This is a genomic window from Acinetobacter sp. 22512, assembly GCF_052044755.1.
Lineage (GTDB): Bacteria > Pseudomonadota > Gammaproteobacteria > Pseudomonadales > Moraxellaceae > Acinetobacter > Acinetobacter pittii.
Window position 1 is genome coordinate 85,265 of record NZ_JBQENP010000007.1, and the last position, 21,984, is coordinate 107,248.

A 21,984-nucleotide genomic window follows, 5' to 3' on the forward strand; every position below is an offset into this window, starting at 1 on the left:
AAATTACCTGAAATAAGTTATTAGTTATACATCGTTATGGCTTATTTTCTGACCGTAACTGCAATTTGAAACAAAGACAATACAGGAAGATTCAAATATTTTTTGATTTATTTATCTGTTCTAAAGAGAAACCATGCCTGACCAAAATCCATTTTAATAGAAATCGCTTATGCCAAGCTGGAGATTATTAATCTTTGCTTATCTCCCTGCATCAGTTAAAATCTTCCACCTTATAAATACGAATGAGAGAATGAAATCCGTGCGTAAAATTTTAGTCACTAATGCCCTCCCTTATGCTAATGGTCCAATTCATATGGGTCATTTACTCGGTTACATCCAGGCAGATATCTGGGTTCGTGCCATGCGAGCAATGGGTCATGATGTGACTTATGTATGTGCGGATGATGCTCACGGTACAGCAATTATGCTACGTGCCGAAGCAAATGGTATTAGCCCAGAAGAGCAAATTGCGAATGTTCAAAAAGAACACATCCGTGATTTTGACGGTTTTGGTGTACATTTCGATCATTACGATTCAACGCATAGCGATGCAAACAAAGCACGTTCAACAGATATCTATATTAAAAACCGTGAAGCTGGAAATATTGCAGTTCGTCCTGTAACTCAATTATTTGACCCAGAAAAAGGGATGTTCTTGTCTGACCGTTTCATTAAGGGTACATGCCCAAAATGTAAATCAGAAGATCAATACGGCGACTCATGTGAGGTGTGCGGTACAACTTACAATGCAACTGAGTTACTTAATCCACGTTCAACATTAAGTGGCGCAACACCAGTTGAAAAATCATCAGATCACTATTTCTTCAAGCTTCCAAACTTCTCTGAATATTTACAAAAATGGACGCGTGATGAAGGACGTTTACCTCTTTCAATTGCGAACAAGTTAGATGAATGGTTTGAAGCTGGTTTAGCAGACTGGGATATTTCTCGTGATGCACCATATTTTGGCTTTGAAATTCCAGACGCACCAAATAAATATTTCTACGTATGGGTAGATGCCCCAATTGGTTATATGTCTAGTTTTGAAAACTATATCAAAGCTAAACGCCCAGATTTAAACTTTGATGATTTCTGGAAAAAAAACAGCCAAAACGATGTTTATCATTTTATTGGTAAAGACATTGTTTATTTCCATGCTTTATTCTGGCCTGCAATGCTTGAAGGTGCGAACTATCGCACCCCAACAGGCTTATTTGTAAACGGTTTCTTGACTGTAAATGGACAAAAAATGTCTAAGTCACGTGGTACTTTCATTAAGGCGGAGACGTATTTACAGCATTTAAACCCAGAATATTTACGTTACTACTTTGCGTCTAAACTTTCAGATAAAGTTGAAGACTCTGACTTAAATCTTGATGACTTTGTTCAGAAAGTAAATTCAGACTTAGTCGGTAAAGTCGTTAATATTGCTAGCCGCTGTGCGAAATTTATTAACAGCAATTTTAACAATACTTTATCTGCTGACTGTGCAGAAACTGAGTTAGTACAAAGTTTTATTGATGCTGGCGATTCAATCGCTGCTGCATATGAAGCACGTGAATTCTCTACGGCGATCCGTGAAATCATGGCGCTAGCTGACCGTGCAAACCAATATATTGATGAGAAAAAGCCTTGGGCACTTGCTAAACAAGAAGGTCAAGAGCAACAAGTTCTTGACGTCTGCTCTGTGGGTATCAACTTATTCCGTCAATTAGCGGTTTACTTGGCTCCAGTTCTGCCAACTTTAGCTCAACAAGTTCAAGATTTCTTAAAACTTGAAAGCTTCGATTTCGAGTCACGCAAACAAATTCTTGTAAGCCATGAGATTGCGCAGTTCCAACCGCTTATGCAGCGTGTTGATCCAAAAGCTGTTGCAGCTATGGTTGATGCTTCTAAAGAGTCTTTAGGTGCTCCTGCTCCAGAAGCAACAAAAGCGGCAGTGAAAAAAGACAAAGCAGCTGAGAAAAAAGCAGCGCCTACTCCAGCAGTTGGTGAAGCTGAAATTATCGGTATTGAAGATTTCTTAAAAGTTGACTTACGTGTTGCTCAGGTCATTGAAGCAGGTACAGTTGAAGGTTCAGATAAACTACTACAACTTACTTTAGACGTTGGTGAAGCTGAACCACGCAATGTATTTAGTGGTATTCGTAGCCAATACACACCAGAAGACCTAAAAGGTAAATTGGTTGTTATGGTGGCTAACCTTGCACCACGAAAAATGCGTTTTGGTATTTCAAACGGCATGGTACTTGCTGCCGGAAATGGTGAAGGTATTTTCATTATTTCTCCAGACAGCGGTGCGAAACCTGGCGATAAAGTTTCTTAATCTGCTTTCAAAAAAAGCTCCCTAAATTGGGAGCTTTTTTGTTTTTAAGGACTTTGAATAGGTTTAAACGAGGCTTACTAAATTAGGACCACGGCCACCCTTCGCAAGGGTTATTAAATAAAACGTGTATATTTCCCAACTCTTCATTTGTTAAATAGCCATTCTTATTTTCATCTAAATAATGAAATAGCTCTGTCTGCTTGTTTTCACTTTGAAAACGCTTATCACTCGGCCAGTTATAGGGATAAAAGTCTTCAACACGTTGAAACTCTTTGAGGCTATACATGCCATCATGATTTAAATCATATTTTTCCTGAAAAAGCTCCCAATCTAAAGATGCAGGCTCACACGCATTTACCATATTCAAAATACAGTAAGTTGCACATCCAGCAAGTAACTTAATAGTTAGATTGCTCATGATTATTCACTTGTATATCGGAAATTTTATAATCCTTTTCGTGAACTGGAGTACCCACAATACTCATAGTCCGCTCATTTGCCGATTGTTGTTTACTCGTCGTTCTCATCTCACATCCTGTAGTTAAGATGAGAAAAACTACAGAAATGCTCACTATTAGTTTTTTCATAACGTGATCCTCATTTCTTTTTGTTTTATTTATTAAGTTACCACTTTTAAAGTATTTAAGTGCTAAAAAAGATATTTCAATTTGTATATATTTCACTCAAAAATAAAGCCAGTCTATAAATAGCTGGCTTTGGATTTTGTAGATATTTTAATTAAAGAGTAATCATTTGAAGAAAATTAATTTTAAACCCAATAAAGTCACAATACTTCCAGCAACTCGATCCACCCCTGTTTTTGCTTTCAGATACATTTTTCGAGGCTTCTCTGAAGAGAGCAGCATTGCCACACATGAGTACCAACCCGCATCAATCATAAAACAAATCACTGGTAATGCGACGTAGTAATAATTTGGAATTTCTTTTGGCAACAAAGCAGTAAATACACTCGCTAGCACGACTGCGATTTTTGGATTACTTAACTGGGTAATTAAGCCATATCGATATGCCTGTTTATAGGTCATTTTCGATTTGCCATCGTTTTCCATCGCAATTGGTTCTTTAGCATGTTTAATAATTTTAAAAGCCAGCCAAAGCAAATATAGCCCACCACCAATTTTTAAAATTAAATAAGCAGAAGGCACCGCCAATAAAACTGCTTGCAATCCCATAACTGCTAATAGACCAAAAAGCGCTGCGCCTGTCCCCGTCCCTAAAGCGGTAAACAACCCATGTTTACGTGATTTAGAAATTGAATTTTGTGCAACATAAATAAAGCTTGGCCCAGGACTTATTGCTCCAAGCATCAATGCCATCGCAATTGAAAAAAGAGGAATAAGGGACTCAAACATTGTATTGACCTAGCATCATGCAATTGCGCGGTATTCTAACAGCTTTTTGTGACACATATAAAAATGGCGAAGATATAAATGATGAAAATTGAATTTTCATGTTTTTACAATTTAAATCTTCACAACGGACAAAAATGTCCGTTAAATATATAACCTTTAGAACTCCCCAAACCGATGACATGAGTAAACGTCAAAAAATTGCAGCCCATAATCGGGATGAATTACTCAATGCAGCCGAAGAATGTTTTCGTATTCATGGCATTAATGTTCCCTTACAAGTTGTGATTGACCACGCTGGGGTCGGCAGAGCGACGTTCTACCGTAACTTTTGTGATCGAAAAGCTTTAATTAGTGCACTTTTAGAACGTGCGATTACACAGCTAGAGCAAAAAGCAGCTCATTTTCAACAATTCGAAGATGGTTTATTTCGTTTAATTGAAGGACATATTGGGCAACTTCCCAAGCTCGCAATTTTGCAAGATTTTTGGAGAGTGATTGATCGACAAGATCCAATTATGTTAAAAATTTATGAACGGCGAAATAATGTACTTAACCCACTGATTGAAAATGCGATAAAACAAAAATTGTGCCGAGCTGATCTGACCGCCGATGACTATGCAATGGTCACAGCAATGTTGGGTTCTTCATTTCAAGGACATGAGCCAGAAGAACAGACTCGCTTAGCAAAACGAGCAATTGAATTACTATTTCATGGTATTCAAATACAAAAAATTCGAGGGATAGAATGAGTAAAACGCCTCGTTACTTAGAAACACCACCAGACTGGACCCCAGAAGAGCAACCGACTTTACCTGGTTCACCAGCAGCTATTGAACACTCTGTACCTAAGCGATTTATTTACTTTTTTATTGGTTTATTTATCGCCCTTTCGGCAAGCTTAAGTAATGGTTTTATTACGGCAAATTTACCTTTAATCCAAGGTGAGTATGGACTAACTCCTTCCGAAGCGGCTTGGTTGCCTGCTGCTTATGTCATGGCAAATGTCAGTTCAAACCTGATTTTATTTAAAGCCCGGCAACAGTATGGCCTGAGAGTATTTTCGGAAATAGGACTCGTGATTTTTATTGCAGTTCTGGTATTACATATTTTTGTGCATACTTATGAAATGGCCCTATTTGCGCGGGTTGTAGCTGGTTTAGCTGGTGCGCCATTAAGCTCTTTAGGTATGTATTACACCATGCAAGCTTTTAAAAAAGCAGACATGGCAAAAGGTATATATATTGCCTTTGGTTTTCAGCAACTTGGCGTGCCGTTAGCTTGGATTATTTCTCCATTTCTCGTAAATACAGATAGTTGGTCTGTTCTATATACCTTTGAGCTCGGCTTAGCACTTTGTTGTTTAGCCATGGTCGTTTCATTGAAGTTACCACGTAGCTTAAGAATTTATGTTTTTGAGAAGCAGGATTTCTTTACATTTGCTTTATTGGCTCCAGGTTTTGCCTGCTTGTGTATTGTGCTCACGCAAGGTCCAATTTTATGGTGGTTCAACAGTGAATGGCTTGCTTACGTCTTAATTGCAGGTTTTAGTTTAGTTGTTCTTGGTTTGCTCTATGAGCACTATCGTGCCAATCCATTAATTATGACACGCTGGTTAGGCGCCGCTTCGACCCTACGCTTCATTTTTGGTGCTTTTGCTATTCGACTTTTAATGTCAGAACAAAGCTACGCAGCTGTTAACTTCTTAAAAACAATGGGGATGGGTCCAGACCAATTTGTTCCACTCTATGTGGTCATATTGATAGGGATTTTAAGCGGAACACTTTTTAGTGCACTGACTTTTTCACGCGAACGGATTATCTTCCACTTACTTTTTGCAGAATTTTTAATTTTAGTCGCATGTGGACTGGATTATCACTTAACCAGTGATGTCCGACCTGTGAACTTCTTTGCAAGTCAGTTTTTAGTAGGCTTTGCAGGTGGTTTATTTATTGGGCCATTGCTCCTGATTGGCTTTGCGCAAACTTTGGCTAAAGGTCCTTCGTATGTGGTGACTTTTATTGTGCTGTTCTCTGCAACTCAAACATTTGGCGGCCTTGTCGGGTCTTCATTCTTCTCGACCTATCAACAACACCGCACGCAGAACTATCAAGTCGAGATTATTAAAGATTTAGAACAAGCAGACCCTCTAGTTGCTCAAAGGCTCTCTATATATCAACGCAGCGCATCAGTTACGACTACTGACCCAGCATTACAAACAGCCCAATCCATGCGCTCACTTAATCAAGTGGTCACTCGTGAAGCGCAAGTGCGTGCCTACAATGACGTTATTGCATTGAACGGTATTTTTGCTATCGCCCTACTCTTGTGGGGTGGATTTAATATTGCACGTAGTAAATATCTACAACGCAGAGGAATTAGCCGTCCTTAATGGCTTCTTTATTGATGAAATAGAAATTGAGATTGATATATGTCAGATGATCAAAACAAACCGGAACAAGCTCCACCTCAAGCAGCTCCCGCTCCATCTAACGAACCGGCACCCGCGAGCAAACTGATTCCAACAAAACGCTCCACTTTATTATGGATGTTAGTTGTGCTCATTGTCGGTATTTTAGTGATTTTGTGGGCATGGAGAATCGGACCCTTCGCAACGAGTGTTCAGCAAACTGACAATAGTTATGTTAAAGGTAAAACAACGATTTTATCGTCGCAAATTAATGGCTATGTTAAAGATGTATTAGTTAAGGACTTTGACCACGTTAAGAAAGGTCAAGTATTAATGCATATTGATGCAACCACCTACGACCAAAAAGTAACGCAAGCGGCTTCTGGAGTTGAACAAGCTAAAAATACTTTAGCCAATCAGACACAGTCTATTGCTCAAAAACAAGCTGATATTGTGGCTGCACAAGCAAAAGTTGAACAAGTTAGGGCTCAATATGAGCTTTCTTTAGCACAGCTTAGACGATATCAACAGTTAGGAAATAGTGGAGCAGCTTCTAAATCTGAGCAAGATAAAGCCGCAGCAGATGCTGAAAATAACCTTGCAGCACTGAAGCAGGCAGAGGCCAATGTTTTAGTTGCCAAAGAAGCGCTTAAAACAGCGCAAGTGGCAGAAGCTGGATTAGAAGCACAAGTTTCCAGTGCTAAAGCACAACTAGACCAAGCACAAACTACTAAAGACTATAGCGTTATTGTTGCTCCAATGGATGGTCAACTTGGTGAGGTGAACCCTCGTGTTGGGCAATATGTAGCAGCAGGGTCACAATTACTCTACCTCATCCCACAGCAAACTTGGGTGATTGCCAACTTTAAAGAAACCCAAATTGCCAATATGCGGATTGGTCAAAAAGCATGGTTTACAGTCGATGCGATGAAACACAAAAAATTTACAGGGCATGTTGAGCAGATCTCACCTGCTGCGGGTTCCGAGTTCAGTGTATTAAAACCTGACAATGCGACAGGTAACTTTACCAAAGTTGTTCAAAGAATTGCCGTACGCATTACTATTGATCCAAATCAAGAAGGAATGGAACACTTACGCCCTGGCATGTCAGTAATTACTTCTGTCGATACAAGTTCGTAAACAGCTTTTTAAAGCTCTATTTAAAAAGCTACAATGTGATCAATCATTATTTTTCTCAATTTCTAATGTTTGATCACATTGCCCAGCCTGTTTCCTATCAGCACATTGAACTCCCCTCTTTAGTTCATCTCGACATTAAGCGATTAGATTTAGTTCATCCTCAAATTTCGGGCAATAAATTTTTCAAACTAAAATACAATCTGCTTGTCGCAAAACAACAAGGTTTATCGAGCATTTTGACTTTTGGAGGGGCCTATTCAAATCATATTGCCGCGACTGCCTACGCAGCTCATCTTTTTGGCTTAAAAAGTATTGGAATTATTCGTGGTGAAGAGTTAGCTGACAAACCTCTGAATCCAACCTTAGCAAAAGCTCAAAGTTTAGGAATGCATCTACATTTTGTCTCACGCAATGAATATCGCTTACGAGATAATGCAAACTATCTTCAACAATTACGTCATCAATTTCCTGAAATTTTCATTATTCCTGAAGGCGGCACCAATGAATTGGCAGTTCAAGGTTGTCAGGAAATTCTCAGCCAAAGTGATTTAAATCAATATGATGTGATTTGCTGTGCAGTAGGAACTGGCGGAACGATTTCGGGTCTTATTGAAAGGAGTTCAGCAGATCAAAAAGTCTTAGGGTTTTCGGCTTTAAAAGGTGACTTTTTACAACAAGAAATTCGGCAGTGGACCAAAAAACAGAACTGGTCTGTGACAGATGCATACTGCTGTGGTGGGTATGCAAAAACTTCACCCGAATTATTGGCATTTATAGACAGTTTTGAAGAGCAGCATGCGGTACCACTTGAACCGATCTATACGGGAAAGATGATGTTCGGTCTGTTTGATCTTATAAAGAATAATTACTTTTCTGAAGGAACTCGCATTCTGGCAATTCATTCTGGTGGTTTACAGGCAGATATAAGAAATAAATCACATCAATAACTTATTAGCTTTTAGTGCACATTACTCCGCATAGCAGTAAATGTCTTTAGCATGACTAAGGCTCGGCATGATAGTATATGCCCCTTTTAAATTTTCACGATTAATCGAGAATCTCTTATGTCTAACAGTCATGTCGATGTCATTGTCTTAGGTGCAGGTGCTTCTGGACTCATGTTGGCTGCACATGCTGCTAAACGAGGGCGCTCGGTTTTAATTTTAGAAAAAGCCAATAAAATTGGTAAAAAGATTTTAATGTCAGGCGGTGGTAAGTGTAACTTTACCAACCTTTATGTAGAGCCTGACAACTATATTTCTCATAATCCACACTTCGTTATTTCTGCCCTATCACGCTATAGCAACTGGGACTTTATCGGTTTGGTATGTGATTATAAAATTGCTTATGAAGAACGAAAACACGGGCAATTATTCACGCTAAACGGCGCTAAAGAAATTTTAGAGATGCTAGTGAGTGAATGTGATAAAACCAATAACGTTGATATCCAAACTCAATGTGAAGCTGTACAGATTGATCCATTAGAAAAAGGCGGTTTTACTGTACACACAAACCAAGGCCGATTTAGCTGTGAGTCATTAGTGGTTGCTACAGGTGGTTTATCCATTCCAACTTTGGGTGGTTCTGGATTTGGCTATGAACTGGCACAAAAATTTGGACATACGGTTTTCCCAACTCGCGCAGGTTTAGTCCCGTTTACCTTTTCAGATCATATTAAAGAAGTTACTACACGCCTAAGTGGCAATGCTTTAGATGTGACTCTAAGTAACTCGAAAAATAGTTTTACTGAAGCATTATTGTTTACGCATCGCGGCTTGAGTGGACCAAGTTCCCTACAGCTTTCAAACTATTGGAACACTGGTGAAAGTTTTAAAATTGACTTTTTCCCAAGCCAAGATTTAGCAACTTATTTAAAAGATAAAAAGAAAGCCCAACCTAAAGTTCTATTGCGCACCCTTCTGAGTGAGTTTACTGCGAAAAGTATTATCCAAGAGCTACAACAACTTATATGGTCAGAGCAGAGCGAAACAGCAATTGGTAATATCAGTGATGCACAGCTAGATCATATTGCCGAGCAACTACATGGTTTTGCTGTGAAACCATCAGGTACAGAAGGGTATCGTACTGCCGAAGTTACTTTAGGTGGAGTTGATACAAGTGAAGTATCTTCCAAAACCATGGAAAGTAAAAAGCAGAAAGGACTGTTTTTTATTGGGGAAGTACTTGATGTGACTGGCCATTTAGGAGGTTATAACTTCCAATGGGCTTGGTCTTCTGCTTATGCAGCAGCACAATACGTTTAAATGATCAATAAGCTAATTTGAAGCTTTCGAATCATTTGAAGATTTTTCAGAATTACGTGTATGAGTTGTTGCCTGTTTTGACGAATTAGATTTGTTAAACACAAATTTATAAGCACTTGCTAAAAAACCTACCGTAATTCCCGCAATGACAATCGGTGCTAAAAAACGACCTGGTTTCTTCATCGTATTTTCCTCACTTATTTGTTTTTATAACGTCTAAAAAGAACGACCACTCAATATAGAGTGGTCGAACTTATCACAAAAATCAAAGATTTTTTGTACGGTTTATCTGAAAATTAGTTTTACTTACTAAATTTCGTCATTTTCTCCAGTAGATCCAAACGGTTTATTTACTGGTGGTTCTGCTGGATTTACTTGTGCAGAATCAGCTGGTTTTGCATCAGATGAAACCGTTGATGGTGAGGTAGTAGTCGTTGGTGCAACTGTAGATGTTGACGAACTCGTAGTTGCAGATGAGCTACCAGCAGATGGACTGCTTGTGGTCGTAGTAGAAGGCGGTTGATAAAGCGGATTCGGTTCATTCGCTTCTTTTTTAGCTTTATCTAGCAAATCGCTCAACAGTCTTTCTGCTGGTTGGCGACCACCTAAACCAAATGCAAGAGCGAAAGCAACTGCAACTGCGCCTAGAGTCAAACCAAATGCAAGATTAACGATTGAATCTGCAATACCCATCGCTCTTAAACCAAGCGCAAGTACAAGACCAATAATTAATACACGAACTAAACTACCTAACCAACGCGAGCTATTATATTCGCCGCGTTGAACCACGTTCGCCACAACATTGGCAAGCCAGAAACCAATAACCAAGATTACAGCGCCCAATAGAATGTTTGCACCGAAATGGATAAACATTGCAATTAGACCACTAATTTGATCGAAACCAAGACGATCCGCAGCTTCAGAAACCGCAAATAGCATAGTAAAGAATACAATTAACCAGCCAACTGCATTAGAAACTTTAGTTTGACCTAAAAAGCGTTGTACATCTAACTTTGCAGGAATCTCATCAACACCTGTACCTGCAATTAATTCAGCGACTAAGCGACCAACAAAACGAGAAACAATATAAGCAACCAGTAGAATTAAACCAGCAGCAATAATGTTTGGAATCGCCTGCAAGATTTCATTAAGCATTGCTGTTGCTGGCTGAGAAATTGTCTCAATCCCTAAAGCTTCAAACGCTACAATCAATGTTGTAATAATGATGATTGCGAAAACAAATGACCCTAAGAATTTGCCTACGTTAGAGCTTTTGAAAAGACCAATTTTTTCAGCTTGAGCCTGAACACCTAAGCTATTCACTAAACCTTCAACAATACCGCGTACAATTTTTGCCAAGATATAACCAACAAAAACGATAACACCAGCAATAAAGATATTTGGTAAGAATGCTACAGCATCATTTACCATATTTTGAACTGGAATCAGTAAGCCTGTTAATCCTAATATTGAAAGAACAATCGGAAGGAAAAGTAACAATACAAGCCAGTAAAGAATTTCACCAATATTCTGGCTAATTCTACCTACACCCACTTCACTGCTTAACTTATCGTCAAGTTGAGTTCGGGATAAAACATTGGTCACCCCTGCTCGCACCAGTCGAGCAACGATCCAACCAATAAAACCCACCACAACAGCAGCAATAATATTTGGAATATAGACGAGTACCTGATTAACCATATTGCTGAACGGGCCACTTACTCCACTAATGTTAAGTACATTGAGAGCTGCGACAACAGCTAAGATTAAAATAAACCAGAATACGACTTTTGAAATAAGACCTTCTATGTTTGGAGCACGCCCAGTTGCTGAAGATAATTTTGCATTGGTATTTACTTTTTGCAGAAGTTTTTTTACACCTGCCGCAACTAATAAGGCGATTATCCAGCCGACCAGTAAGATGACGATTGCAGCTAAAATAGGATGAAACTGATCCCAGTAATACATCGCATCAAACTGAGCGCCGCGAGGCCCATCAAAAAATTCATTCATATTGTTATGTCCTCAATTGTTATGTTCTTTTCAGTGCCATCAATTATGAAAAACACTTTTCGTTGTTAAAAATGACGATAAATGCGGTCTATCTCACCTTATGTTTTGAATATTTTCTAATCAACACACTTCTGCATAAATACAACAAATTGATGCAAAAGGTTGCAAAAAAAGCCTTCAGGTCACATCCCAAAGGCTTTCTATAAAGATATACTGGTTAGCTTATTACCCTTTATAAATATTCAAATCTGAAGTGCTCTTAATGACATGTGGTGTGACCTCATGTTGAAAAGCGGCTTCTTCTTTAGGTGTTTTGCTGTGATCAGCAACCATGTAGACGATGAGTGCAATAAGAAAAAGCCCAACAATAATTAAAATGTAAACTGGCAATCTTCTTTTTTTCGCAGTTTCTTCAGGACTCGTCACATGAGGTGGTTTTGAAAAATCATGCATCTTCTTTCCCCTCTTCTTTTATCATTAACTTTATAATCATCATAGCAATTTGGTTTGTTGCATTGTGTGAAAAAGCATTATGCTAAGGTGTCTGTGTTTGCAAAACTCTACTATTAAAATAATAAAAACAGTATAAAATTTAGGCAAAAATATTTAGCCATTAAAAAATAATGACAAGTTATGCTCGAGCTTCTTTGAGCTTCTATTTGTAATACAATATGTTTTAGCGCTTACTTTTTATAAAATAGGCTATAATAAGCCCCCTTGTTTTAAAGCTGCTCTATTTTATGATGTATCGTCAGCAAAACGTAACACTTGATCTCGACACTGACGTCACACATCAATGTTATATACATCAGACGAGAGACGAACATCTCATTGGTATTATTGAATTTAATAAACCAAGTTATGAACTCAAATGGGGTGATTTAGAGTATTTTCGTCGCCGTACTGAAGAATTTTCGGTCATGCCATTTCCTGACTGCATTAATGCCATGATTGTTGATATTCGTAATATCAATATTTTTCTAGACAATGATGTTCCGATTTTACCTTGGCGCTTACTGGAAGAAGACTGTCCTGTTCGCTTAGTCGTTCCACAAGATCGTTTGGAACATTATGCGGGTCTTTTTGAGCCAACTTGGCTTTCAACCGATGTAGACAGCGCAATTTCAGAAATTCGCGAATTTATGGATATGTTTGTCCACTAATAACATATCCATAAAATTAAATTTTAAATTACTTTCAAAATAAGATTTATTACCAGTAATTTTCTACCGCAATATTTCCCTCACCTCGACGATTCATCGTCAAACCACGGCGCTTTAAAGCCTCTTTAGTGTCATCTACCATTTGCGGATTTCCGCAAAGCATGACGTGGCTTGTGGCAGGATTCAGCTCTATACCAGCAGATTTTTCTAATTCACTATTTTCAATCAGAATCGGCAAACGATCATGCAATGGCGCAGATGGATCTCGAGTAATAATCGGAATAAATTTAAATCCGTTATGTCCTTCCCCAAAAGTTTCAGCAATCTCTTGAATACGATCAACGTAAGCTAACTCAGCTGCGGTACGGACACTGTAGACCAAATTAATTTTTTGATATTTAGACCATGTATCGAAATCTTGTAGCATAGATAAAAATGGAGCTAAACCCGTACCTGTTGCCAATAACCATAAATCATGCGGTAAAGGTTGTTGATAGCGAGCTAAAGTCAAATAACCATAAGGTATTTTTTCTAAATAAAGCTCATCTCCTACCTTTAAATGTTGAAGATTTGACGTAAATGCACCGTCTGGTACTACAATCGAAAAAAACTCAAGCGTTTCATCAAATGGTGATGAGACTACCGAATAAGCACGAACAACGAGTTCCTCTCCAACTTTTAGCCCAATACGTGCGAATTGCCCAGCTGTAAATTTAAAATGTGCAGGGCGAGTCATGGTGAAACTAAAAAGAGTTGGAGTCCAGCGGTGTACAGATAAAACTTTTTCTACGCTAAATTTTTCAATTGACATGATTTCAACGTGGCATGAAATAGTGCGCTCATGTTAGCATGACAGCCGAAATAATGAATACTTTTAAACGTTAAGGCTTTTTAAACATGCGCATGACATTACGCCAGTTGGCTGTTTTTGTAGCAGTCGCTCAAGAAGGAACTGTCACCAAAGCGAGTGATGCGGTCAGACTGACGCAAAGTGCAGCAAGTATGGCTTTAGCCGATTTAGAGGATGGCCTTGGTGCTCCTCTATTTGATCGTTTAGGTAAACGATTACAGCTTAATGATTTAGGTCGTTTTCTATTGCCTCAAGCATTAGAAATATTAGGTCGCTGTGAAGCTTTTGAGCAAGCTGCAAAAGGTGAATTGCAAAGCATTGATTTACGTATTGGGGCCACTTTAACGATTAGTGATTACCTCATGCCAGATTTAATGGCAAACTTTTTACAGCATCATCCTAAAGCGCATTTGCAATTACAAGTGGGCAATACACGCCAAATGATTGAAGCAGTCAATCAATTCCAACTTGATTTAGCTTTAATTGAAGGCTCATGTCACTTACCTCAACTCCAATGTATTCATTGGCGTGATGATGAGCTTGCAGTTTGCTGTGCCCCAAATCACCCGTTAGCACGTTTAAATAGACCTCTAACAGCGCATGATTTTCTTCAAGTCGAATGGATTTTACGTGAAGAAGGTTCAGGAACTCGTGAAGTGTTTGATAATGCTATATTGCAAGATCTGCCAGATGCGAATATTCGCTTAACCCTAGGTCACAATGAAGCAATTTTAAAAATCGTTGCTGGTGGTTTAGGTATGTCATGTATTTCTAAACTTGCCATTGAACCTTTAATTGAAAAGGGACAATTAGTAATTTTAGATACACCATTCTGGCAGCTTACCCGTCCGCTTTATATGCTGGTACACCGTCAAAAGTATCAAGGTCCAGGTCTCAAAGCATTCTTACAATTCTGTGAAGATCAGGTTTAAAACCTGATCTTTTCATTCATTAACGTCGAAAATTTGACAACAATTCGCTTGTGATCGCTTTATTGTGATCCGCAATTTTATTTTTCTTGGTTTTCGCAGGATTCGGGTCAACACGCTCAATTTTGATCGCTTTAAATTTGCCCTGATTATCTGCGGCAAGAAATCTCACTTTTTCATTTCTTTTCGGTTCGCCCTCTGATGCAGGGAAATCAGAAATATGAAAGAAAATATCTCCTTCAGTAGTTTCAATAAAACCAAAACCTTTATCAGGGTTATATTGTTTTACCCATCCAGTATAAAACTCTTGCTTCATGATCTTTCCCCTACTTTTCCAATCCAGTCGTTGCAGTAAATAAAAAAGAGACTCACGATTCCGTTTTTAAAATTATACGGTTGAATGAAGTCTCTTTTTATTACGATTTCAAAAAATTAATCTTTTTGTACACTACCAAAAATTTTATCGCCAGCATCGCCCAAGCCAGGAACAATATAACCTTGTTCATTTAAGCCATTATCAATAGATGCCGTATAAATTTGCACATCCGGATGAGCCGCTTCAACTTTAGCAACGCCTTCAGGTGCAGCAACCAACACCATAACACGGATATCTTTACAACCACTTGCCTTTAACACATCAATAGCAGCAACTAACGAATTACCCGTTGCTAACATTGGGTCAATAATCATCGCAAGACGATTAGCCACATCCGGAACTAATTTTTTATAATACGTGCGAACTTCTAGTGTTTCTTCATTACGCTCAAGACCTAAAACACTCACCTTTGCACTTGGAATCAGATTAAGTACACCATCCAACATACCAATTCCGGCACGTAAAATCGGTACAATTGTTATTTTTTTACCAGCAATACGCTGAGTAGTAACAGTTCCAGCCCATCCATCAATTTCACAATCCACAACTGGCAAATCTTTTGTTGCTTCATAAGTCAACAACATAGTCACTTCCTGAGCAAGCTCACGGAAATTTTTAGTACTGATGTCAGCACGGCGTAACAAGCCTAATTTATGACGAATAAGTGGGTGACGAATTTCTTGAATGGCCACAGATGTTACCTAAAAATATAAAAACGTATTTATTATAATCTTTTTTTAACGCTCAATAAAAAAAAGCCTCCAGATTTGGAGGCTTTTTTGTACACCAGAATTACTGTTGTGAAAGCATGAAATGTAATGGAGATAAAATTTCTGCTTTTAGTGCCAAATTAATCATTGGATCTGGGTAAACACCCAAAATAATAACTAATGCAGCAGCAGCCAATACCATTAAACCACCCACTTTTTGTCCCCAATGAGCATCTGCATCAATACGAGGAGTTTCCGGTGGTGTCATGTACATTACAACCATCACACGTAAGTAATAGTACAAACCGATACCACTACCCACAATAATCATTGCAGCTAAGAACCAGTGTTGAGTTGTTACAGCAGCCATTACCACCAAGAACTTACCAATGAAGCCTGCTGTTAATGGGATACCAGCCAAAGACAACATCATGACTGTTAAAGTTGCTGTAAGTACTGGACGACGCCAGAACAAACCACGGTAGTCTGCAAGGCTTTGTGCTTCATCTACGTTGTTATATGGGCTAGACATTAACGCTACTGCACCAAAGGCACCAATAGTTGTTAATACATAAGATACTACATATACAGTTACGCTACCCAAGCTCGCATAAGTCATGCTAATTAAAGCAATTAACAAATAACCAAAGTGAGCAATAGATGAATAACCAAGAATACGTTTTAAGTTAACTTGACGAACAGCGAGTAAGTTACCAACTAAAATCGACAATACAGCAATGATCGTCAAAATAGTTACTAAGGAGTTCACCATCATTGCGCCTGAAGCAAGCATATAGCGCACGAACAAACCAATTGTTGCAACTTTAGCAGCAGTCGCTAAGAAAGTTGCCATTGGCGCTGGTGCACCTGCATATACATCCGGTGTCCATTTATGGAACGGCGCAAGCGATAATTTAAATGCAACAGCAAAGATAATAAGTGCTAAACCTAATAACACCATTGGCTGTTTGATTGCTTCAAATAATGCTTGTACAGAATCATAGAATGAAAGCGAACCTGTATATGCATAGATATATGCCATACCCATTAACAACATTGCAGAAGCTGTCGCTGAAAGTACAAGGTATTTAATACCCGCTTCAAGTGAGTTACTACGTTGATAAGTATAAGCAAGTAAGCCATATACAGGAATCGACATTAACTCAAGGCTAATGAAGAACGATGCATAGTGAGAGCTTGCAACCATCAACATTGCACCTGCTACTGAAGCAAGTAACAAAAGATATAACTCTTCGCGGTTGTCTTTATAAGTTTCAATGTAAGCATGAGACAAAGTACAACATGCCAATGCCGCAATCAAAATCATAAATTGATAGAACATGGTAAATGGATCAACCATAAACATGCCCATCACATTTGCCGGTACAAACTTACCGCCAAATACTGCAAATAAAATATAAAGTGCAGCAAGGTTTAAACCAACAACAGAAGTCGTTGCGATTAAATTATGATTACGCTTAATAGAAATTAACAACATGACGACGATTGTTGTCAAAGCAACAATCATCACCGGAGCTAAAGGCATAAGCGTAGAGAATGATACTGTGAAGTTCATGATTATTGGATCTCCACATGGTCAAGTTGAGTAGCTGTTTGCTGAACAGTTTCAACGACTTCTTGTACTGGCACATAACTATTGACCAACCACTGCATGCTTGAATGAGATACATCCAAGAATGTTTGTGGGTAGATACCAAGCCAAACGAGACCAATCGCACAAATCATCAAAATACCAACTTCACGAGCAGATAAGTCTTTCAATGGACTAGTGTAATGTTGCTTTTGTTCAGAATTTGGTTCACCAAATAAAGCACGGTGAATCAAGATCAAGCCATATAAACCTGCAAATACAAGGCTGATAGAAGCAAGAATCGTGAAGACAGGATATTTATTAAATGAACCCATCAAAATCAGGAATTCACCAATAAAGTTACCTAAACCTGGTACACCTACAAGAGCAGCAACGAAGAACATCAAGAAAAATGGCAAGTACTGAAGCTGGCCACGAAGACCACCCATTAAACGTAAATCACGTGTATGTAAACGTTCGTAGATTTGACCAGACATAATGAACAATGCAGCTGATGACAAACCATGTGCCAACATCATGATCATTAGACCTTGGAAGGTCAAAATATTACCTGCATAGATTGCAAGTAAGATAAAGCCCATGTGTGAAATCGACGTATACGCAAGTAAACGTTTCATGTCAGTTTGCTGGTAAGCACACCATGCGCCGTAGAAAATACCAATCAAACCGAAAATAATCGCAATGTCTGCAAACTGTGCAGAAGCTGTCGGGAAGAATGGAATAACAAAACGAAGCAAGCCATACGCAGCTGTTTTAATCAAGATACCCGCTAAGTCTACAGAACCCGCTGTAGGTGCTTGAGCATGCGCATCTGGTAACCAACCATGTAATGGGAATACTGGTAACTTCACCGCAAAACCGATGAAGAAACAGATCATGAAACCGTAAGCTAAGCCTGCAGGTAAGTGGTTAGCTACAGCTAATAAATAGTTGTAATCAAAACCGATCATGCCCGTCATCATGTAGCCATAAACTACAAGACCTAGGATACCGATTAACATCACTAGACCGGCAATCTGCGTGTAAAGGAAGAACTTAGTAGCAGCGTAAACACGTGAACGACCGTTTGAACCTTTATGACCCCATAACGCAATCAAGAAGTAGATTGGTACAAGCATCATCTCCCAGAAGAAGAAGAACAAGAACAAGTCAATCGCTAAGAATACACCGATAACGCCACCTAAACTCCATAATAGGTTTAAGTGGAAGAAACCAACGTTCTTTTGAATCTCGCCCCATGAACAACCAACAGCAAGTACACCAAGTAACGCTGTTAATAACACCATGAGTAAAGATAAGCCATCCACAGCTAAGTGAATACCAATACCGAGTGATTGAATCCACGGTAAATAGAACTCAGCAGACCAAGTTGGGATTTTAGAACCCAACTCGTAGCTATAAGTTCCACTTTGCCAAAGCGCAAGACCTAAGCCCAAAGTAATGAGCATACCAATTAAGGCAATCCAGCGTGGCAAAGTTTTGTCGAGCTTATCGACTAACCAACAAATAAAACCGGCAATGAACGGAACAAGGATCAGCGCGGGTAAAATTAAATTGTTTTCCATTTTATTTCCCCACTACCTGAATAACGATCAAGATCATCAATAACACCACTACACCGAGTGACATGCTTGATGCGTATTCACGCAATGAACCTGTTTGACGTGAGCTTGTAAAACTATTTCCGCCTTTCACGAGTGCAGGAAGAACTAACCACAAACCGTCAATCGGATCACGGCCAAAGATTTTGGCGAAGAATAAATAAGGTTTAACAAAAACGATGTCATACAATGCATCAAAACCAAAAGCAGTACGGCAAATATGTGCCAGACCTGAACCCAAACTTGTTTGAGCAAATGATTTCACTGCACCATAAGCAAATGTAAATAATGCTATACCAACAACTAGACCAACTAGTGCAATACCTACTGCTAAGTGCTCTGCCCCATGCATGCCTTCTACAAATTGTTCAGCGACATGGAATTCAGGGATTTTTGCAGTATTCAGAATACCTGCTACTGGTGCTTTTAATACCGCACCAACAAAAGTAGACAATACAGCTAAAATACCCAATGGAGCCCAGTAAGTTGCACCTTTAATTTCATGGTAAGGCGTGTTTTCTTGACCAAAGAATACAACCCAGATTAAACGGAATGTATAGATTGAAGTCAGGAATGCACCTGCTACACCCACCCAATATAAGGTGTGATATAAAGCAACTGATTGACCTTGTACCCAAACTTCACCAAGAATCGCATCTTTAGAGAAGAAGCCAATAGTCAAGAATGGAATCGCTGCTAATGCACCGCCACCAATCGCGAAACAAGCAAACAGGAATTTGTTACGTTTGAACAAACCACCCATTTTGAAAATGTTTTGCTCGTGGTGATAAGCCAGAATCACCGCACCAGAAGACAAGAATAATAATGCCTTAAAGAATGCGTGAGCCAACATGTGGAACAAGCCAGCTTGATAAGCTTCCGCACCTACAGCCATAAACATATAGCCAAGCTGACTCATTGTTGAGTAAGCCAAGATACGTTTGATGTCTGTTTGTACAAGTGCAGCAAAACCTGCAACTAACAACGTTACCGCGCCAGTTACTGAAATGAATTGCATCACTTCAGGAGCAAGTTCAAATACGCTGAATAGACGACAGCATAAGTACACACCAGCCGTTACCATTGTTGCAGCGTGGATTAATGCAGACACAGGTGTTGGACCTGCCATTGCATCTGCCAACCATGTTTGCAATGGAATTTGAGCAGACTTACCAGCAGCACCCAAGAACAACATTAATGCAGTCCAGATTGTAAGTGACGAACTCTTCGTCATTACTTCTGCTGCGTGTTCAACGATGTACTGAGTATTCAGCGTACCAAATTGTTGGTAAAGTAAGAATAAAGCAATAAGCAAGAATACGTCACCAACGCGGGTCACTGTAAACGCTTTGATCGCAGCCCAACCATTTGCAGGGTTTGCATAATAGAAACCGATCAGCAAGTAAGAGCAAAGACCTACACCTTCCCAACCTAAGAATAACAACGCCAAGTTGTCACCCAATACAAGCACAAGCATGCTTGCAACAAACAGGTTGAAATAAGAGAAGAAACGCGCATAACCCTCTTCACCACGCATGTACCATGATGCAAAGATGTGGATTAAGAAACCAACACCCGTAATCATACCCATCATGAGTAAAGATAAGCCATCTAAATGTAAGCTAATGCCCGGAGCAAAACCGCCAACATTGAACCATGTCCACAAGTTTTGAACAAAAACTTGCTGACCACTCGTAGTAAATGCCATTCCAGCAATGAGTGCAAATAATGCAGATAAACCTACAGAACCTACACCAATAACAGCTGCAACATTTTCAGAGAGTTTGTCTCGTCCTGCCGCCAATAAAATAAAACCGATTAGCGGAAATAATACTGTTAAATATAAATAACTCATCCGCGCATCTCACTAGCAGCATCCACATCCAAATGATGGAAGCGATGATAGAACTGAAGGACAATCGCAAGACCGATACATGCCTCTGCTGCTGCAAGGGTCAAAATCAAGATGAACATCACTTGCCCATCTGGTTGTGCCCATACGCTACCCGCAAGAACAAATGCCAATGCTGCAGCATTCATCATGATTTCAAGGCTCATTAACATAAATAATAGGTTGCGTCGCACCATTACACCGTAAAAACCGAGTGCAAAAAGGATGGTTGCAACAATCAAACCATGTTCTAAAGGAATCTGGCCCATTATTCTTTTTCCTCTTCTGCACCTGGTTCACGTTTACCTAAGTGGTATGCTGCAACAAGGGCTGCTAGCAATAACATCGCGGCAACTTCAACCAATAATAAATAGTGAGTAAAGAGTGCTTGACCAACTACTTTTGGTCCAATCACTTGTGCCCCAAGTGGTGCTGAAATAGTGGTGTATTCACCACCAAGCATCCAAACTAAAAGCAAGCCGAGTAAGAAACTCATGAGTGCTGGATATGCCCATGCATCTGAAGAAAGCCATTTGCGTTCTTGTTCAACGGTGTGTTGACCTAAGTTAAGCATCATCACCACGAAGACAAATAGAACCATAATTGCTCCGGCATAAACGATGATTTCAAGAGCACCTGCAAAAGGCGCCCCCACGATCATGAAAATACCAGCAACAGCAAGCAATGAAACAATTAGACTAAGTAGAGCGTGTACAGGGTTCGTGTTAGTCACTACACGAACCGTAGAAACGATGGCCACGAGTGCCATCAAATAAAACGGCCACATCATGGTAATAGACTCCGTACATCGATTGGTGCACTTTCTTTTTGTGCTTGACCTTTCTCTTTACCGTTAATTGCCATACCCGTTACACGGTAGAAGTTGTAATCTGGGTATTTGCCCGGACCTGAAATGAGTAAGTTTTCTTTCTCATAAACAAGGTCTTGACGTACATATTCGCCTAACTCGAAGTCTGGTGTGAGCTGAATCGCAGTTGTTGGACAAGCTTCTTCACACATACCGCAGAAAATACAACGTGAGAAGTTAATACGGAAAAACTCCGGGTACCAACGACCATCTTCTGTTTCTGCTTTTTGTAGTGAGATACAGCCAACCGGACATGCAACCGCACATAGGTTACATGCTACGCAACGCTCTTCCCCATCAGGGTCACGCGTTAATACGATACGACCACGAAAGCGTGGCGGCACAATCTGTTCAGCCGGAACTTCTGGATATAAAATCGTGTCACGTTTACGCGTTGCATGGCTAAACACCATGAGTAACGTACGTACAATTGATCCGAATCCAGCTAGAAATTTATACAT

23 protein-coding genes are annotated in these 21,984 nt (G+C 39.4%); 8 read left to right on the top strand and 15 right to left on the bottom strand.

All coding sequences use genetic code 11. The annotated features are described in order from the left end of the window. Positions 1-259: 259 nt before the first annotated feature. Complete coding sequence (metG, locus tag ACTJJG_RS09720) at positions 260-2,326, top strand: methionine--tRNA ligase (RefSeq protein WP_032056916.1); 2,067 nt, start codon at positions 260-262, stop codon at positions 2,324-2,326. An 82-nt stretch (positions 2,327-2,408) separates the two neighbouring features. Here the strand turns inward: metG and ACTJJG_RS09725 are convergent, their stop codons facing one another. The 3 genes from ACTJJG_RS09725 to ACTJJG_RS09735 form a co-directional block, all read right to left on the bottom strand. Then, complete coding sequence (locus tag ACTJJG_RS09725) at positions 2,409-2,744, bottom strand: EF-hand domain protein (RefSeq protein ID WP_032056917.1); 336 nt, start codon at positions 2,742-2,744, stop codon at positions 2,409-2,411. Further along, a complete protein-coding gene (locus ACTJJG_RS09730) occupies positions 2,725-2,913 on the bottom strand; it encodes an NF038215 family lipoprotein (RefSeq protein ID WP_032004289.1) in 189 nt (62 codons plus the stop codon). The genes ACTJJG_RS09725 and ACTJJG_RS09730 overlap by 20 nt, the downstream gene beginning before the upstream one ends. A gap of 162 nt (positions 2,914-3,075) precedes the next feature. After that, positions 3,076-3,699 (bottom strand): LysE family translocator, encoded by a 624-nt coding sequence (locus tag ACTJJG_RS09735; RefSeq protein WP_002120398.1) that lies wholly within the window; start codon positions 3,697-3,699, stop codon positions 3,076-3,078. Between the two features lie 179 nt (positions 3,700-3,878). Between ACTJJG_RS09735 and ACTJJG_RS09740 the strand changes: the two genes are divergently transcribed. The 5 genes from ACTJJG_RS09740 to ACTJJG_RS09760 all read left to right on the top strand — a co-directional run bounded on the left by ACTJJG_RS09740 (position 3,879) and on the right by ACTJJG_RS09760 (position 9,510). Next, positions 3,879-4,448: a TetR/AcrR family transcriptional regulator gene (locus ACTJJG_RS09740; RefSeq protein ID WP_032056918.1), complete on the top strand. Its 570-nt coding sequence runs from the start codon at positions 3,879-3,881 to the stop codon at positions 4,446-4,448. Next, on the top strand, positions 4,445-6,088 hold the full coding sequence (locus ACTJJG_RS09745) for an MFS transporter (protein WP_032056919.1): 1,644 nt from the start codon (positions 4,445-4,447) through the stop codon (positions 6,086-6,088). Before ACTJJG_RS09740 ends, ACTJJG_RS09745 begins: the two co-directional genes overlap by 4 nt. Before the next feature lie 39 nt (positions 6,089-6,127). Continuing rightward, on the top strand, positions 6,128-7,246 hold the full coding sequence (locus tag ACTJJG_RS09750; protein WP_032056920.1) for an HlyD family secretion protein: 1,119 nt from the start codon (positions 6,128-6,130) through the stop codon (positions 7,244-7,246). 65 nt (positions 7,247-7,311) lie between these two features. Then, positions 7,312-8,193 (top strand): 1-aminocyclopropane-1-carboxylate deaminase/D-cysteine desulfhydrase, encoded by an 882-nt coding sequence (locus ACTJJG_RS09755; RefSeq protein ID WP_032056921.1) that lies wholly within the window; start codon positions 7,312-7,314, stop codon positions 8,191-8,193. A gap of 117 nt (positions 8,194-8,310) precedes the next feature. Continuing rightward, the gene (locus ACTJJG_RS09760) at positions 8,311-9,510 is read left to right on the top strand and encodes an NAD(P)/FAD-dependent oxidoreductase (RefSeq protein WP_032056922.1); all 1,200 of its coding nucleotides are present in this window, start codon (positions 8,311-8,313) and stop codon (positions 9,508-9,510) included. A gap of 12 nt (positions 9,511-9,522) precedes the next feature. Here the strand turns inward: ACTJJG_RS09760 and ACTJJG_RS09765 are convergent, their stop codons facing one another. The 3 genes from ACTJJG_RS09765 to ACTJJG_RS09775 all read right to left on the bottom strand — a co-directional run bounded on the left by ACTJJG_RS09765 (position 9,523) and on the right by ACTJJG_RS09775 (position 11,976). Then, positions 9,523-9,693, bottom strand: coding sequence for a hypothetical protein (locus tag ACTJJG_RS09765; protein WP_002120038.1), 171 nt, complete (start codon positions 9,691-9,693; stop codon positions 9,523-9,525). 126 nt (positions 9,694-9,819) lie between these two features. Then, a complete protein-coding gene (locus ACTJJG_RS09770; RefSeq protein WP_372552696.1) occupies positions 9,820-11,523 on the bottom strand; it encodes a mechanosensitive ion channel in 1,704 nt (567 codons plus the stop codon). Between the two features lie 225 nt (positions 11,524-11,748). Continuing rightward, positions 11,749-11,976: a hypothetical protein gene (locus ACTJJG_RS09775; RefSeq protein WP_002120072.1), complete on the bottom strand. Its 228-nt coding sequence runs from the start codon at positions 11,974-11,976 to the stop codon at positions 11,749-11,751. 290 nt (positions 11,977-12,266) lie between these two features. On the opposite strand from ACTJJG_RS09775, the gene ACTJJG_RS09780 reads away from it, so the two are divergent. After that, positions 12,267-12,686: a hypothetical protein gene (locus tag ACTJJG_RS09780; RefSeq protein WP_014205905.1), complete on the top strand. Its 420-nt coding sequence runs from the start codon at positions 12,267-12,269 to the stop codon at positions 12,684-12,686. 49 nt (positions 12,687-12,735) lie between these two features. On the opposite strand, the gene ACTJJG_RS09785 is transcribed toward ACTJJG_RS09780, so the two are convergent. After that, a complete protein-coding gene (locus ACTJJG_RS09785; protein ID WP_032056923.1) occupies positions 12,736-13,497 on the bottom strand; it encodes a ferredoxin--NADP reductase in 762 nt (253 codons plus the stop codon). Between the two features lie 86 nt (positions 13,498-13,583). Between ACTJJG_RS09785 and gigC the strand changes: the two genes are divergently transcribed. Beyond that, the gene (gigC, locus tag ACTJJG_RS09790; RefSeq protein WP_002120024.1) at positions 13,584-14,468 is read left to right on the top strand and encodes a LysR family transcriptional regulator GigC; all 885 of its coding nucleotides are present in this window, start codon (positions 13,584-13,586) and stop codon (positions 14,466-14,468) included. Between the two features lie 19 nt (positions 14,469-14,487). Here the strand turns inward: gigC and ACTJJG_RS09795 are convergent, their stop codons facing one another. The 8 genes from ACTJJG_RS09795 to nuoI all read right to left on the bottom strand — a co-directional run bounded on the left by ACTJJG_RS09795 (position 14,488) and on the right by nuoI (position 21,984). After that, positions 14,488-14,781 (bottom strand): cold shock domain-containing protein, encoded by a 294-nt coding sequence (locus ACTJJG_RS09795; RefSeq protein WP_005803269.1) that lies wholly within the window; start codon positions 14,779-14,781, stop codon positions 14,488-14,490. A gap of 116 nt (positions 14,782-14,897) precedes the next feature. Beyond that, positions 14,898-15,533, bottom strand: coding sequence for a uracil phosphoribosyltransferase (upp, locus tag ACTJJG_RS09800; RefSeq protein WP_002120045.1), 636 nt, complete (start codon positions 15,531-15,533; stop codon positions 14,898-14,900). A gap of 100 nt (positions 15,534-15,633) precedes the next feature. Continuing rightward, positions 15,634-17,127, bottom strand: a complete 1,494-nt coding sequence (nuoN, locus tag ACTJJG_RS09805; protein ID WP_017386603.1) for an NADH-quinone oxidoreductase subunit NuoN — start codon at positions 17,125-17,127, stop codon at positions 15,634-15,636. A gap of 2 nt (positions 17,128-17,129) precedes the next feature. Then, complete coding sequence (nuoM, locus tag ACTJJG_RS09810) at positions 17,130-18,728, bottom strand: NADH-quinone oxidoreductase subunit M (RefSeq protein WP_069119170.1); 1,599 nt, start codon at positions 18,726-18,728, stop codon at positions 17,130-17,132. 1 nt (position 18,729) lies between these two features. Further along, a complete protein-coding gene (gene nuoL, locus ACTJJG_RS09815; RefSeq protein WP_002120008.1) occupies positions 18,730-20,619 on the bottom strand; it encodes an NADH-quinone oxidoreductase subunit L in 1,890 nt (629 codons plus the stop codon). Next, the gene (nuoK, locus tag ACTJJG_RS09820; RefSeq protein ID WP_000529822.1) at positions 20,616-20,924 is read right to left on the bottom strand and encodes an NADH-quinone oxidoreductase subunit NuoK; all 309 of its coding nucleotides are present in this window, start codon (positions 20,922-20,924) and stop codon (positions 20,616-20,618) included. Before nuoK ends, nuoL begins: the two co-directional genes overlap by 4 nt. Then, complete coding sequence (gene nuoJ / locus ACTJJG_RS09825; protein ID WP_014205902.1) at positions 20,924-21,442, bottom strand: NADH-quinone oxidoreductase subunit J; 519 nt, start codon at positions 21,440-21,442, stop codon at positions 20,924-20,926. Before nuoJ ends, nuoK begins: the two co-directional genes overlap by 1 nt. Continuing rightward, the gene (nuoI, locus tag ACTJJG_RS09830; protein ID WP_002120012.1) at positions 21,442-21,984 is read right to left on the bottom strand and encodes an NADH-quinone oxidoreductase subunit NuoI; all 543 of its coding nucleotides are present in this window, start codon (positions 21,982-21,984) and stop codon (positions 21,442-21,444) included. The genes nuoJ and nuoI overlap by 1 nt, the downstream gene beginning before the upstream one ends.